The sequence below is a fragment of the Nonomuraea sp. NPDC050680 genome, assembly GCF_040654555.1.
Classification (GTDB): Bacteria; Actinomycetota; Actinomycetes; order Streptosporangiales; family Streptosporangiaceae; genus Nonomuraea.
Genome location: NZ_JBFAIF010000002.1, coordinates 254,359 through 268,268, shown reverse-complemented (window position 1 = coordinate 268,268; position 13,910 = coordinate 254,359). Strand labels below are relative to the sequence as shown.

Annotated in this window: 10 protein-coding genes; 2 read left to right on the top strand and 8 right to left on the bottom strand. The window is 70.3% G+C overall.

Going from position 1 to position 13,910, the window contains the following annotated elements; genetic code table 11:
* Positions 1–60: 60 nt before the first annotated feature.
* Together AB0H88_RS07765 and AB0H88_RS07760 are read right to left on the bottom strand one after the other, a co-directional pair.
* A complete protein-coding gene (locus AB0H88_RS07765) occupies positions 61–594 on the bottom strand; it encodes a hypothetical protein (protein WP_357642502.1) in 534 nt (177 codons plus the stop codon).
* Positions 595–694: 100 nt separating this feature from the next.
* Positions 695–1,540, bottom strand: coding sequence for a helix-turn-helix transcriptional regulator (locus AB0H88_RS07760; protein WP_357642501.1), 846 nt, complete (start codon positions 1,538–1,540; stop codon positions 695–697).
* Positions 1,541–1,676: 136 nt separating this feature from the next.
* On the opposite strand from AB0H88_RS07760, the gene AB0H88_RS07755 reads away from it, so the two are divergent.
* Both AB0H88_RS07755 and AB0H88_RS07750 read left to right on the top strand, forming a co-directional pair.
* On the top strand, positions 1,677–1,928 hold the full coding sequence (locus tag AB0H88_RS07755; protein WP_357642500.1) for an Atu4866 domain-containing protein: 252 nt from the start codon (positions 1,677–1,679) through the stop codon (positions 1,926–1,928).
* A 55-nt stretch (positions 1,929–1,983) separates the two neighbouring features.
* On the top strand, positions 1,984–3,378 hold the full coding sequence (locus AB0H88_RS07750) for an amidohydrolase family protein (protein ID WP_357642499.1): 1,395 nt from the start codon (positions 1,984–1,986) through the stop codon (positions 3,376–3,378).
* A 323-nt stretch (positions 3,379–3,701) separates the two neighbouring features.
* On the opposite strand, the gene AB0H88_RS07745 is transcribed toward AB0H88_RS07750, so the two are convergent.
* The 6 genes from AB0H88_RS07745 to AB0H88_RS07720 all read right to left on the bottom strand — a co-directional run bounded on the left by AB0H88_RS07745 (position 3,702) and on the right by AB0H88_RS07720 (position 13,854).
* Positions 3,702–4,130: a hypothetical protein gene (locus AB0H88_RS07745; RefSeq protein WP_357642498.1), complete on the bottom strand. Its 429-nt coding sequence runs from the start codon at positions 4,128–4,130 to the stop codon at positions 3,702–3,704.
* Positions 4,131–4,328: 198 nt separating this feature from the next.
* The gene (locus tag AB0H88_RS07740; protein ID WP_357642497.1) at positions 4,329–5,171 is read right to left on the bottom strand and encodes a serine protease; all 843 of its coding nucleotides are present in this window, start codon (positions 5,169–5,171) and stop codon (positions 4,329–4,331) included.
* A gap of 227 nt (positions 5,172–5,398) precedes the next feature.
* The gene (locus AB0H88_RS07735) at positions 5,399–6,208 is read right to left on the bottom strand and encodes an SAM-dependent methyltransferase (protein ID WP_357642496.1); all 810 of its coding nucleotides are present in this window, start codon (positions 6,206–6,208) and stop codon (positions 5,399–5,401) included.
* A gap of 30 nt (positions 6,209–6,238) precedes the next feature.
* Entirely contained in the window at positions 6,239–6,682 is a 444-nt protein-coding gene (locus AB0H88_RS07730) for an acyl-CoA thioesterase (RefSeq protein WP_225289254.1), read from the bottom strand.
* A complete protein-coding gene (locus tag AB0H88_RS07725) occupies positions 6,679–12,594 on the bottom strand; it encodes a type I polyketide synthase (protein WP_357642495.1) in 5,916 nt (1,971 codons plus the stop codon). The genes AB0H88_RS07730 and AB0H88_RS07725 overlap by 4 nt, the downstream gene beginning before the upstream one ends.
* A gap of 9 nt (positions 12,595–12,603) precedes the next feature.
* Entirely contained in the window at positions 12,604–13,854 is a 1,251-nt protein-coding gene (locus AB0H88_RS07720; protein ID WP_357642494.1) for an NAD(P)/FAD-dependent oxidoreductase, read from the bottom strand.
* Positions 13,855–13,910 lie beyond the last annotated feature (56 nt).

Sequence of the window (13,910 nt, the reverse complement as noted above, 5' to 3'; positions counted from 1 at the left end):
GTCCAGCCCGACCTGGCTCACGACAACGACGTGATGTTCGGGGACGCACGATAGGCGCGGTCAGCTCTCGTAGCTCGGCTGGGCGTCAAGCTTAGGCAATGATCGCAGGGCATGCGGCTTCACCAGGCCGACTACGTCCCGCGACGCATGGGCCACGAATTGGGCAAGCAGGTGGTCGCTCTGCTTGACCTTTGCGTCGAACTCCGGTCGTGGCAGCCTGGGCCGCATTTCATCGATCGTCTCCAGTGCGCTCTGAGCGCAGGCTGTCACGTCGTTGTCGCCGGCGATGATCTGGGCACGGAACAGGGCATGCAGGGCTGTTCCTTGAGCGCGGTCGCTTTCGGCGCGAGCTTCGCGATAGGTCGGCCCTTCATGGTCATCCTTATGCCGGTACCAACGCGTGATCCGTGCCTGTCGGTAAGTAGTCGCAGCGGCGGCAAAGGCGCCATATGCCTCGATCCGCTCTTGTCGGAGGTTGGAGTCTCGGGACCGTATCTCCATTTGATCTGTCGTGCGGCGTTGTAACCAGTGCGTGACGATGGACCCCAGGAGGGTTCCTACTACGGCGACGACTCCTGCCAGCACGGCTTCCATGACCTCATGGCATCACATTCAGTGATCTCTTTCCAACCCGGCAGCGTTGGTCAGACCTTCGAGAGTGTGCAGTGGTCAACTGAAGTGCCAAGTAGCAGCGCTACTGGCTGGGATGAGGTTCGGCCTGCTTCCAGGTGGCGTGGATGGAGCCGAGCAGGTTGAGGGCCTGGGCGCTGGGACTGCCGGGTTCGGCCTGGTAGATCACGAGCTGCTGGCCGGGGCTGTCGCGTACGTCGAAGGCCTGGTACGTGAGGGTCAGGGGGCCGACATCCGGGTGGAGGAAGTGCTTGGCGTCCTGGGTCTTGCCGCGGACGGTGTGGGTGTTCCACAGGCGGGCGAAGTCTGCGCTGTGCTCGCTGAGAGTACGGACGAGTTCGCGCAACTGCGGGTTGTCAGGGTCGAAGCCGGCCGCCTGGCGCAGGTTGGCCACGATGGCTTGGGCCGTCCAGCTCCACTGGGCGTAGAACTGCCGGCCTGCCGGGTCGCAGAAGGTCATGCGGGCCAGGTTGTCCGCCTGCTCGAAGGGTGAGTACAGGGCGGCGGCGAGGGCGTTGACCGCCAGGATGTCCAAGGTCAGGTTGACGACGAAGGCAGGGGCGCCCGGATAGCCGTCCATCAGCTGGCGCAGAGCAGGGCTGACACGGTCGGTGGTGTGGGTGAACTGGTCACTCGGCGATGTCCCGGCCAGCCGGTACAGGTGTGCGCGAGCGTCGGTGTCGAGTCGCAGGGCGCGGCTGAGCGCGTCGAGGACCTGGGATGAGGGATGGCGTTCGCGGCCCTGTTCGAGGCGGGTGTAGTAGTCGCCGTTGACACCGGCCAGGACGGCGACCTCCTCACGGCGTAGCCCGGTGACTCTGCGTAGGCCGTAGCCGGCCATACCGACGTCCTGCGGGAGCAGGCCCGCCCGGCGCGCGCGAAGGAACTCTCCCAGCTGGTTGTCAGGCATGCCTTCAGGCTATGCCGCGGGGCGGCGTGCTGCCTGGGTGTGTCTCACCCAGGCAGCACGCGTCCTGGTTGATGGTCACCGACCTGCGCAGACTCGGTGCGGGACAGATCCGCACCGACGATGGAAGGAGGCCACCATGGCAAAGGCCACCGAGGACGCTGCCGATGTGGTGGGCATGTGGGTGACCGCGGACGGTTACATCCGCCAGGAGTTGCGCTCGGACGGCCGGTACGACGAGGCCCGCGGTAACCGGCGCAGCGCGTACACGGGCCGTTACACGGTAACCGGCAGCCACATCGACTATGTCGACGACACCGGGTTCACCGCGACCGGCGACATCCGCGACGGCGTGCTCTACCACGAGCACCTCGTGCTCTACCGGGAGTAGAGAAGCCGTGCGGCTCAGCACAGCCCCTACCTCCCGACGAAGAAGAGGATCCCTCATGAATGCCGACGACACCACCAGTGCTGCTGTACTCGAGCAGCTCCAGCGCCGCTCTGCGGACCCTCAGCGGCGCATCCTGTTCACCGGTGCGACGATCGTGACCATGGACCCGGCTCTAGGTGTCCTGGACCGCGGCGACCTGCTCGTCGAGGGCGACACGATCGCCGCGGTCGGACCCGCGCTGAGCGCGGACGACGCCGTCGTGGTCGAATCCACCGGCACGATTCTCGCGCCAGGCTTCATAGACACCCACCGGCACGCCTGGGAGGCCCAGCTGCGACGGATCATGCCCGACGTCGACGACCTCGCCGGTTACGTCATGGCCACCTTGGCCGGCTACGCCCCTGCGTACCGGCCTGAGGACATGTACATCGGCACCAAGCTCGCGGCGCTGACCGCAATCGACGGCGGCATCACCTGCATGCTCGACTTCTCCCACAACTCCCGCTCAGCCGAGCACTCCGACGCCGCCATCCAGGCCCTCCTCGACACCGGCATCCGCGGCGTGCACGCCTCGATGGGCCCGCACTTCGGCGACTGGGACCGCCAGTGGCCGGGCGACTTGAGGCGGCTCAAGAACCAGTACTTCAGCAGTGGTGACCAGTTGCTCACCCTGCGCGTGGCGGCTCTGGCCACGGACGAGATCGCCGGGCCTGCTCTCGCCTACGGTCCCGACCTCGCCCGCGTGGCCCAGGACCTCGGCATCGGCGTAAGCGTCGACGCGGTCTTCGGCACGCCCTCATCGGAGGCCGTACTGCGCTGGGCCAAGCAGGGCATCCTCAACCCCGGCGTCACCCTCATCCACGCCACCGGCCTGACCAGCGAGGCGTGGAAGACCATGGCGGCAACGGGCGCCACTGTGGCCCTGGCCCCCACCTCCGACGCGCAGATCGGCCTGGAGACCGCGATTCCCGCAGTAGACGAGGCGCTGTCGGTCGGCATCCGCCCCGGCCTGAGCATCGACGTCGAAGTCGCCCTGGCCAGCGACATGTTCACCCAGATGCGAGCCCTGCACGCCATCCAGCGGATGCGTGCCGTCAACGCCTCCTACGGCACCGGCCGGCCGCTCTCCCGGATCACCACTCACGACGTACTGGACTTCGCGACCCGTCAGGGCGCCCGCACCAACGGACTGCAGGGCATAACCGGTTCGCTCATCCCTGGCAAGAAGGCCGACCTCCAGATCATCCAGGCGGAAGCCCTCAACAACATGCCGCTCAACGACCCTGTCGGCACTGTGGTCCTGGGCTCCGACGCCCGCAACATCAGCGCCGTCCTCATCAACGGTGAACCCCGCAAGTGGAACGGCCACGTCCTCGGCGTCAACCTGCCCGCCTTGCGCAACGAGGTGCGGGCCTCGCGCGCGCACGTCCTGAACGCCACCACCAGGTAACCCTCCCCGCGTAACCCCACGCCTCTCAGGAGAGGGGCGACGCCGACGCCGGTCTGGCCTGCGAGGAACAGCGGAACGAAAGCCGGATCGTGACGTGCCACCCGCGCGCACCTGAAACGGCTGGCGGATCTCGAACACCGCTCCGATCAGGCACGTACGCTTCTGGCGAAGCAGCCGCGCCGAGGCTGATTTCGGGCACGCACATCGAGGGACATCTACCGGGCCCGATCTTTATATCCGTCTTACAGCGCCGCCCGATCGAACGATCGACCGACACATGCGGCCAGAGGCCCTGACAGCCCTGAACTGGCCGTGCTCACGCTTCATGCCGCGACCCGGAGAGGGCGGCGCTGGAGGTCGCGCGTGGCCAGGAAGAGGAGCGCGGCCCAGATCGTGCAATAGCCGCCGAAGGCCGCACCGCCACGGTCGGTGAGCAGCGCGCCGCCCAGCATGCCGACCGCCCCCACCGCTGCCATCGCAGTGCACAGCCACAGCAGGACGAGTAGCACCACGCGCGGCCAGCGACTGTCGAAACGTGCCTGGGCGGCCAGCAGGAGCACGATGATCAGCACCCCGCTCCCGGCGTTGGCCCACTGAGCCGACGCCACCTCGCCCGGCCCGTAGCCCTGGTAGCTCTCGGGGGCGACGTGCGGGCCGCCCGTGACCCCCAGCCGCCCCTCCAAGGCGAAGAACACCTTTGACACCACATAAAGCCCGGTCCAGCCCATGGCCGCGTAACCCATCATCCTCATGGGCGACGACTCTGCCAGCCACGCGATCCACCCAGACTCCCCCGCTCGGGGGAGACCGCCCCCAAAGAGGGGGATCCATGTGGCGTGCGAGTGACCTGGCTCAACATCCGAAAGCTGGGCGTGGTCAGGCGGCGCTGCCCAGCTTCTTCGCGGGGGCGTGTTGCCCGATAGTGCGCGTGGTTCAGGAGCGGAAGTCGGTCACGCCGCGATGGTGCGAGTGATCCACGAGCGGTAGTGGGTCACGTCCGTCCAGATGCCGACCCCCGGCCCGCCGTCGGGGTTGGTGGAGCAGCCGGCGCCGCCGCCCATCCGCTCGTCCACGTCGTCACCGTCGCGCGAGGTGGCTCCGATCAGCTCCCATCGGCCGGCGATCTTGCGAATCTGCGGGCCGCCGGAGTCACCGTGGCAGGCGCTGGCCGCGCGCCCGGCGCTGTCGCTGGTGCACAGCTCGGTGCCGCTGTTGAGCCCGACGCAGCGGTTGTCGGGTACGCGTACGGTGTCGAGTTCCTGCAGCTTCTGGGAACCGTTCTCGCATCTCGCCATGCTCTCGCAGGTCATGCCCCAGCCGATGACTCGGCTCGGGTCGCCCACTCGGCCGGAGCTGTCGGCGATGCGGATGGGCGCGAGGTCTACCCGCCGGTCCAGCTGGATCAGCTCGAGGTCGCCCTTGCGCTCCCCGCTGGAGTCGCGGCCGCTCCAGTCGGGATGGGTGACGACCCGCTTCACGATGGCGACGACTCCGCCCTTGTCCCGGTCGAGGGAGCCGATGCGTACCCGCGTCTTGCCGGGTTTCATCAGTCCCTTGCAGTGGGCGGCGGTGACGACCCAGTCGGCGGCGATGAGGGCACCGCCGCAGTGGTGGTTGGGCACTTCGCTCAGCCGGAAGGAAGCCATGAACGCGTAGGGCTCCGTCGCGTCCCTACCTCCGATGATGGCGGCGTGGTTCACGCCCGCAGCGGCCGTGGCGGTGGTGATCAGTGCGAGCCCTAGAGCCATGAGGGCGGCCAGCGCCACTGATCGCCTGCTGATTGCCTTGAACACAAGTCTCCTATCAGTTGGGGCGGCTGAGGAGACACTTTGAACGCTGCGAACTCAACGTGATGGCAGCCGCACCGGCCCGTGATCTGAGGGGGAATGGTGCTGCGTGGCTGGTCAGAGGCACCGCCACACGGCCAAGGCTACCTGCGGGTTCCAATGGTCGGCACCGAACGTGATCACCCGATCACCCCACGATCATGCTGGTCGGCGGGCCGCGAAAAGCACGTACGTCAGTGGTCCGCGATGAACAGGAAGTTCCGAGGGAAGCCCATGACGTCCCGGGGCAGCGGCGGATCCCACGGCCACCGGCCGTAGGAGGCGCCCTCCTCCCCCGGGGTCTTCAGCTCTGTGACCCGCCAGCCGCACCCGGCCAGGAACTCCTCCGGCTCGTCGGTGCCGAACAGCCACGGGCAGCCGTCCTCCGTCAGCCTGCGCAGCCCTTCCGCCGAGAACTCGCTGATCATCGACTGATGGCTGAGCAGATCCCCGGCGAGCACGCTTCCCGGAGCCGTGATCTCCGCGACAAGCTCCACCAGCTGGCGAGCGTCGGGCTCCGGCATGTAGAACAGCAGCCCCTCCACCACCCACAGGGTCGGCGCCGCCGGATCCCAGCCGGCCTCCCGAAGCGCCTGCGGCCAGGCGCCGGTCAGGTCGGCGCCGACGGCCCGCCGGGCGCAGCGGTGCTGGGCACCGAGTTCGGCGAGCCGTTTGTCCTTCTCCTCCAGCAGGTCAGCCTGGTCGATCTCGTACAGCACGGTCCCCGGAGCCCACGGCAGCCGTACGGAGCGCGTGTCCAGGCCGGCCGCCAGCAGCACGACCTGTCCGAGGCCGGAGCGTACGGAGATCACGTCGTCCAGATAGCGGGTCCGGATGGCGATGAACTCGCCGACGCCCGGGTTGTCGTAGCGGGCGAAGAGGGTCGCGCCCTCCCCTCCGGCGAGGTCCTCGGCCAGGTGGTCGGTGAAGATCGCGTCGTCGCGTCGCGACTCCTTCGCCCTGGCGGCGGCCGTCCAGCGGGCGGTGGCGGAAACAGCGTGCATCGACACTCCTTCGGCATAAAGGATCAAAGATCAACGGCGCGGGCCGCGTACCTGTTCGAGCAGGCGCCGCATCTGCTCCGGGATTCGGGCCGGAACCAGGTGGCCGTTCTCGTCGGGACGCACGCAGGCGATCCGCTGCTCTCCGGTGGCGACCAGTTCCTCTCCTCCGTCCGGGAGCTGACGCCAGTACTCGTAGGTCATCACCGACTGGGTCTGTCCCAGCTCTCCCTGACGCATTCTGATGACCACCTCGTCGAAGACCGCCAGTTCCCGCAGGTAGTCGCAGTGGCAGCTCACGGTCAGCAGGCGTACCCCGTCGGCGAAACCGGCCACCACGTCGGGGACGAAGTCCCGCAGGAACATCTCCCGGGCTCGACCCTGCCAGCGGATGTAGTTGACGTAGTTGACGTTGCCCAGCAGGTCAGTGTCCTCGATGCCCACGACGTGGCGGTACTCGTACGCGTCCCCGCTCATCGGAGCTCACCCGCCTTGCCGGCGTTCGGGTCGGTCGCGGCCAGGATCGCGAGGACGACGGGGGCCGCCACACCGCGCAGCCTGGTGGACATCGTCAGGATCCGGTCATCACCGGCGACGAGCCCCACCCAGCCGCCTTCCCGCGCCGAGTCGAACGTCACCGCGGCGTCGACCGGACGCCCCGCCTTCACCAGGCACTCGGCGGCCGTCCAGACCCGTGTGGCGGCGGTGTCGAAGTCCTCCCCGGTCTCGTCCGCGACGGCCTCGGCCAGCGTGAGCCGGTCGACGCCGAGCAGTGACGACCAGGTCTGCCTGCTCCGGGGCGTGACCGTCTCCAGATCGCACCCCGGAGTGGTGGTCGCCATGGTGACGCCCGCCGAGTGCGCGATCGACACGGTGTCTCCGCCCAGCACCTCAGGCTTGCCGTCCGGGCGCCAGACGACCTCGGCCTCGGCCCCGAACAGCCGCTGGATCGCCAGCCGGCTGGCCTGCCGCCGCTCCAGCCCGTCGCCGTCCGCGTCGAACAGGACGCGGCCGGCCAGGTTCTGCTCGATGAGCACGTGTTCCAGGTACGAGCCGAGCAGCATGGGGACCCACTCGCGGGGCACCTCGTACTTGCTGACCAGCTGCGTCCGGAAGCCCTGCCAGGTCTCGATGACGTCGCCGTCGCGGTTGGTGACCTCGATGTCCCAGCACTTGTCGTCGAAGCGGTGCCGGATGTAGACGTCGGTCGGCTGCGCGCCGGTCGACGGGCCCGGCACGATGCGCTCCACTCCCGCGGGGATGGCCAGTACGGTCGGCCCGCAGGTCTGCATCGGCTGCATGTAGGCGTCTCGGGCGGCCGGGTCGCCGAGCAGCAGCCGATCGGGCAGATACCGCCCGAACCAGGAGGAGCCGGTGCCCGCCAGGAGCCGGCCCGTGACGTGCTGGGCGCCGGTGCGGTGGACGCTCTCGACCAGCTTGAAGCGCGGGCCGTGGAAGAGCATCGGCCCGTAGAGGTCCGTCGCGGGGTCGAAGGCCAGCGGCGGCAGCGCCACGTCGTCGGGCCGGGCGAGCCCGAGGGTCTCGGGCTTAACCCCGCAGTAGTCGCCGGCGTGCCTGAGAGGCTGGGCGCCGGAGTAGTCGCAAACCGCCCGGAAGTGGTCGATCTGGAATTTGGTGGTACTCGTACGGACCGCGGTGACGACCCGCCCCGGCCCGCTACGCAGCGCCGCCACCCGTACCGTCACCGGGGCGTCCTCGGCCACGACGATGGCCCGGAGGAATTCGACGTCCTCCAGGACCGGCACGGTGTCCGTGCCGAGCAGGCCGGCCGCGGCCTGAGCCATGATCTCCATGCCCACCGTGCCCGGCAGGACCGCCCCTTCCCCGCCGCCGAAGACGTGCTCGGCGAGGTAGGGATCGCTGGCCCAGCTCACCTCGGAGTCGGCGACGAGCTCGATGCCGGGGTAGTGGACGCGCGGCTGCTCCAGGAAGCGGAGCAACGGCAGATCATCGCTCCCACCCCCGCCGACGCGGGAAGTCCCCTCCGAATCGGCGCCGAAGGTCCCGGCGCTGAAGGCCCCCTCGCTGAAGGTCCCTGCACTGAAGGTCCCGGCGCTGAAGGTCACCGTCGGCATCTCGCCGAACCGGCCGGTGACCACGGTGACGACGGGCGCGCCAGGGTCGGCGATCAGCTCGCGGAGCATGGCCACCCCCTGGTCGGGCGTGATGGTGGTGACGCCCACCCGGGCGAGGCTCTCCACCGAGCCGAGCCGCTCCCCCATGCCGACACCCGACCACAAAGACCACTCCACGGCCCGGCACCGGCAGTGCGGCAGCTCGCGCGCGAGCCGTTCGACGAGGTCGCTCTGCCACTCGTTGGCTATGGCGTAATGGGCCTCCCCCCGCAGCCCGGCCCGCCCGGTGATGCTGCCGAACGTGACGAGCAGCTTCAGCGCGCCGGTGCCGACGGCGGCGAGCACCGCTTCGAGCCCCTCGACCTTGGGGTCGATCGTGGCGGCGTAGTCGGCGTCGGTGAGCTCCCCGAGCAGCTTGGGCACGTTGCCGCCGGCTCCGTGGAGGACGCCGGTGACCTTGCCGAGGTGCCGTTCGATCGCGGCGACCGCTTCGGCCACCTGTTCCCCGTCGGTGACGTCGGCGCGCACGTAGCGGGCGGTCACTCCGGTGGCCGCCATCCGCTCCAGGTTGGCGGCGAGTTCGCTGTCCTCTTCCGGATCGGATCGGCCGAGCAGGGCCAGCCGGGTGCCCGTCTCCTTGGCCAGGCTCAGCGCGCACTCGGCCGTGATGCCCTTGCCGCCGCCGGTGACGAGCAGCACGTCGTCGGGGCCGAGCGGCAGCTCGGTGCCGTTGAGCTCCACCGGCGTCAGGACGGGCTCCGTACCGATGCCGTCGGCGTCGTAGAAGACCTCCTTGAAGCGGTCGGTCGCGGCGACCTCCGCGGTGATCCGCGCGGGCGCCTCGGCCGCGTCGAGCGGGAGGGTCACGACGGTGGTGGCGACCCAGGGCGCCTCCAGGTGCAGGCTCTTGGCGAAGCCGGCCCCGCCGGGTTCCTCCTGGACGATCGCGCAGCGGGTCACTTCCTTGCCCGCGAGCTTTCCCGCGAGCACCGCCTCGGCGGCGGCGCGCAGCACCGCCAGCCGCTCGGCACGCGGGCCCGAGGGGAGGACGACCAGGACGCCGGTACCGGTGGCCGCCGCTTCGAGCGCGGTCCGGACGGCGTCGGCGGCGGGATGCTCGCCGATGACCTGCCAGGTGCCCTGGTTGCGCGGCATCGTACGGCCCGACGAGATGCTCTCGCGTCGCCCGACGGCGAAGCTGTGCACCCAGGGCGCGATGCCGGGCGGCACGATGCGGGCCGCCGCCGTCTCGGCGTCCTCGGCCGGGGCTTCGCCCGTCGCGACCAGCTGCTCCAGCGTCTCGGCGACCTGGCCCAGCGTCGCGGTGGCGTACCCGGTGGGCGCGGCGGGCTCGGACAGCCCGAGCCGGCGCATGGCCTCGCCGACGAGCTCGCCCACCACGATCGAGCTGAGGTGCAGGTCGTCCAGGAACTTGCTGTCCGCCTGCACCGCCTCCAGCGGGAACTCGGCGTGCTCGGCGACCAGCCGGCGCAGCAGGAGAAGCGGGTCCCCGGTGGGCTCGGCCGTGGAAGAGGGGGCGGTCGCCGGAGCGGTGGCGCTGACCAGCAGAGCTGAGTCGATCTCCGGGACGACCTCGCACAGGTTGGTGATGAAGGTCGGGATGGCGGCCGGATCGAAGGCGCGGGTGAAGCGATCCTCGAACAGCTCGCCGACCTTCACCCCGGCGCCGACGGCGAACGCCGCGCCCAGCGTCTGCAGGATGCCGGACAGGGAGTCGTCGTCCGTACGCGTGGCGACGGCCGGTACGTCGACGATGTCGCGCGCCAGCTGGGTCAGGACCAGGCCGGGTCCCACCTCGATGAGCAGGTCCGCGTCCTTGGCCGCCACCGTGAGCGCCTCGATGAAGCGGACCGGCGCGGTGATCTGCTCGCGCAGCAGTTCGAGCGGCTCGCCCACGACCGGGGCGCCGGTCACGGTCGAGATGACGTGCCGGCCGACGGGCTCGGGCCGCTCTTCGGCCAGCCGGCCCGCGAAGACGTCGGCGGCCGGGGCGACCAGCCGCGAGTGGAAGGCGTGCGAGACGGGCAGCCTGACAGCCGACAGGCCCTGGCGGGTGGCCCGCTCGACGACCCGGGTCACCGCCTCGGCGGGGCCCGACACCACGGTCTGGCGCGGGGAGTTCAGGCCGGCCACGACCACGGGATCGTCGCCGAGCAGCGCGGCCACGGTGTCGTGGTCCGCCGTGACGCTGGCCATCGCGCCGCCGCTCTCCGACAACTCGCTCATCGCCCGGCCCCGGGCGGCGGCGATCCGCAGCGCCGCGGCCTCGTCGAACGAGCCGGCCCAGTGCAGCGCGACGAGCTCACCGAGGCTGTGCCCGACCGCGGTCCCGGCCTCGACGCCCAGCTCGGACAGCACCCGCAGCCCGGCCACCGAGGCGGTCACGATGCGCGGCTGGGCGACGGCCGTCTCGACCTGGTCGCCGCCGGTGGGCAGGGCCGCCATCTCGTACAGCTCGTCGACCGAGTCGAAGCGGCGGCGCAGCGCGCCCCCGTCGGCGCGGGTGCCGGAGCCCTGGCCGGGGAACATCAGCACGATGCGCGGCAGCTCGCCGAGCGTGCCGAGGAAGACCCCGGCCGCGCTGTCGAGGTGCCGTTCCGTGCCCTGCCCGGCCAGCTCGGCGACCTGCCGCAGCCGCTCGGCGAGCACGGCGGGCGTGCCGGCGACCACCGCGGCGCGGCGCGGCCTGCGGCCGATCTTCCGGGCCAGGTACGCGGCGAGGTCGGGCAGCTCGGACCGGGACAGGCCGACCGCGATCTCGGCGAGGCGCTCCGCCTCCTGCCGCAGGTCGGCCGGCGAGTCGGCGTCCAGGCAGAACAGCTCCACGTCCTGAGGGGAGTTCATGAGCGTCCGGGTACGCCCGTCCAGGCGGGGCCGGCGCCGGCGCGGGGACTCGATCACCACGTGCGTGTTGATGCCGCCGAAGCCCATGGCGCTGACGCCCGCGCGCAGCGGCGCGTCCTGCGGCCACGGTTCGGCCTTGCGGAGGGTACGCAGGGCCGGGGAGTCGCCGGAGAGGATCTTGTGGGGCCGTTCGCAGCCGGTGGTCGGCGGCAGCACCGCGCTGTTGACCGCCATGACCGCCTTGATCAGGCCGGCCATGCCGGCGGCCGCCTTCGTGTGACCGATGTTCGCCTTGATCGAGCCGATGACGGCGGGCCGCGCGGCCGGAGCGGCCGCCTTTCGCGCCTCGGAGATAGTCTCCAGCTCCGCGGCGTCGCCGACGGCGGTGCCGGTGCCGTGCCCTTCGAAGTACGGCACCTCCTCGATGCCGAACCCGGCGCGCTCGTAGGCGCGGTCGAGGCAGAGCCGCTGGCCGTCGGACTCCGGCCGGGTGATCCCGCCCGCGCCGTCGGAGGAGACGCCCCAGCCGGCGATGAGGGCGTGGACGCGGTGGCCTCTGGCGACGGCGTCCTCCTCGCGCATCAGCACGACCATGCCGGAGCCCTCACCGGGCCAGAAACCGGCGGAGCGCTGATCGTAGACGCGCATCTCGTCGACGGCGAGCGCGCCGGCCCTGGAGAAGCCGATCAGCTCGTTCGGGTCGATACTGATGTCCACCCCGCCGGCCACCGCGACGTCGAGGTCGCCGGAGACCAGTGCGTTGCAGGAGGTGGTGAGCGCCAGCAGCGACGAGGCGCAGGCTCCGTCGACGGCGTAGCCGCCGCCGTTGAGGTCGAAGTGGTTGCAGATGCGTCCGGCGATCGTGTTGGACAGGCCGCCGGCCAGGTAGTCGCCGTCGGGCACCGGGAACGGCGCCTTGTAGTCGTGCTCCATCCGGCCGAGCAGCTCGGTGAGCTGCTCGGCGTCCAGCTTGCCCTCCAGGGCGTTGGCGACGATGCGGCGTACGTACGGCCAGCGCAGCCTGATCCCGGCCGCGCGCTGGCCCTCGCCGGTGAGCGAGTTGCCGATGACCACGCCGGTGGTCTCGTGCGGCGCGCCCTTGCCGTCGGGGAACCCGGCGTCGGCGAGCGCCTCGGCGGCCACCTCCAGGGCGAGCCAGTGCACCATGTCGGTGTTGCGGAAGGTCGTACCGGCCACCTTGAAGCGCAGCCGGTCGAACTCCCAGTCGCGTAACAGCGCCGCCTCGGTCGTGTAGAAGTGGTCGGGCGCCGAACGGTCCGCGGACCAGTAGTCGGACAGCCGGATGCGTTCCGGGGGCAGCCGCCGGAACGACCTGCGGCCCGCCAGCGCGTTGTCCCACAGCTCACCGGCGGTGGCGGCGTCCGGAAAACGGCATGCCATTCCTACTACAGCGATACGAGAAGTCACGGGCCGTCCTCAAATCGAATTCGTTTTGCCGCTGCGGAGGCGGTGGAATGCGTTGACCCGCGCCGCGCGCAGCAGCGAGCCCGGTGACGCGAACTGTTTGACATCGATGAGCCGGGAGGCGAAGTCGTAATAGTGCCTGGCCGCCCCGGCGTCGCGGGCCGCCGCGGAAAGCAGCAGCCGCTCGAAGACGTTGAACGGCCGCACGGCCGAATAGTCCTCCATCAGCTTGTGATGGCCGTCCAGCGCCGCGCGGTGCGTTCTGCCGTATTCCGCCAGGCCCGGCAGCACGTCGCCCTGGCCCGCCACGGCGCCCCCGACCGCGTCCACCAGCCACTGCGCGGACTGGAACGCCCAGCCGCACCCGACTCCCCACAGCGGGTCGGTGGCCAGGGCCGCGTCGCCGACCAGGGCGAGTCCCGGTCCGTACGGCTTGCGGTAGACGTTGGGCAGGTCGAGCGTCCCGACGATCTTGGAGACGCGTTCGGCCTCGTCGATGCGGGGCGCGTCGGGCAGGGCGCGGACGAACCGTTCGAAGCTGCCTTCCCGGTCGGCGCGGAAGGCGGAGCTGTGCCGTTCCTTGCTGGGCGAGCAGGCGATCACGGTGACGCCCTCGTCGTTGGGGAAGGCGAAGGCGGTGTCCGGGTCGAGGAACCACACCCGGCTCGGCGCGTCTTCCGGCAGGCCACGGTACTGGGCGAAGAAGCCCAGCCGGTTGTTGGCGCTCAGCCTGACGGGCAGCCCGCTGAGGGCGCCCACGGTCGAGTTGCGCCCGTCCGCGCCCACGACCAGCCGCGCCGTCAGCCGGGTCTCCACGCCGTTCGCGGTGACACGGACTCCGGTGACGCGGCCGTCCTCCTCCAGGAGCCCGTTGACGTTCTGGCCGAGCCGGAGGTCGACTCCCGGTGTCTCGGCGGCGAGCCGCCGGAGCAAGGGGTCCAGGGTCTGGCGCCGGATGTTGAGTCCGTGCGCAAGCGGCTCCGCGCCGGGCTCGGCTCGCGGCTCGATCCAGCCCCAGGGCGTCCACAGGTGGGTGACGTGCCGGTGCGCCCCGGCCTCTTCGAGCAGGGGCAGCAGGCCCAGCGTCTTGATGACCGGCAGGCAACTCGGTTGCAGCGTATGGGTGCACAACACCTTGTACGCGTCCATGCCGGAATGCTTTTCCAAGAGCGCGACGCGAGCTCCCAGATTCGCGAACAGTATCGCGCCGGCGCACCCGGAAATGCTTGCGCCGACTATGACGACGTCATAGTCATCTGTCATGCGATATTTCCCTACGAGGCTACGGCGAAGCCCACTTCCGCATACCTGGAAGTGGT

Excerpts from the sequence above, each read along its gene's own strand:
- AB0H88_RS07765 (WP_357642502.1), bottom strand. The coding sequence starts at position 594 with ATGGAAGCCGTGCTGGCAGGAGTCGTCGCCGTAGTAGGAACCCTCCTG.
- AB0H88_RS07760 (WP_357642501.1), bottom strand. The coding sequence starts at position 1,540 with ATGCCTGACAACCAGCTGGGAGAGTTCCTTCGCGCGCGCCGGGCGGGC.
- AB0H88_RS07755 (WP_357642500.1), top strand. The coding sequence starts at position 1,677 with ATGGCAAAGGCCACCGAGGACGCTGCCGATGTGGTGGGCATGTGGGTG.
- AB0H88_RS07750 (WP_357642499.1), top strand. The coding sequence starts at position 1,984 with ATGAATGCCGACGACACCACCAGTGCTGCTGTACTCGAGCAGCTCCAG.
- AB0H88_RS07745 (WP_357642498.1), bottom strand. The coding sequence starts at position 4,130 with ATGAGGATGATGGGTTACGCGGCCATGGGCTGGACCGGGCTTTATGTG.
- AB0H88_RS07735 (WP_357642496.1), bottom strand. The coding sequence starts at position 6,208 with ATGCACGCTGTTTCCGCCACCGCCCGCTGGACGGCCGCCGCCAGGGCG.
- AB0H88_RS07730 (WP_225289254.1), bottom strand. The coding sequence starts at position 6,682 with ATGAGCGGGGACGCGTACGAGTACCGCCACGTCGTGGGCATCGAGGAC.
- AB0H88_RS07720 (WP_357642494.1), bottom strand. The coding sequence starts at position 13,854 with ATGACAGATGACTATGACGTCGTCATAGTCGGCGCAAGCATTTCCGGG.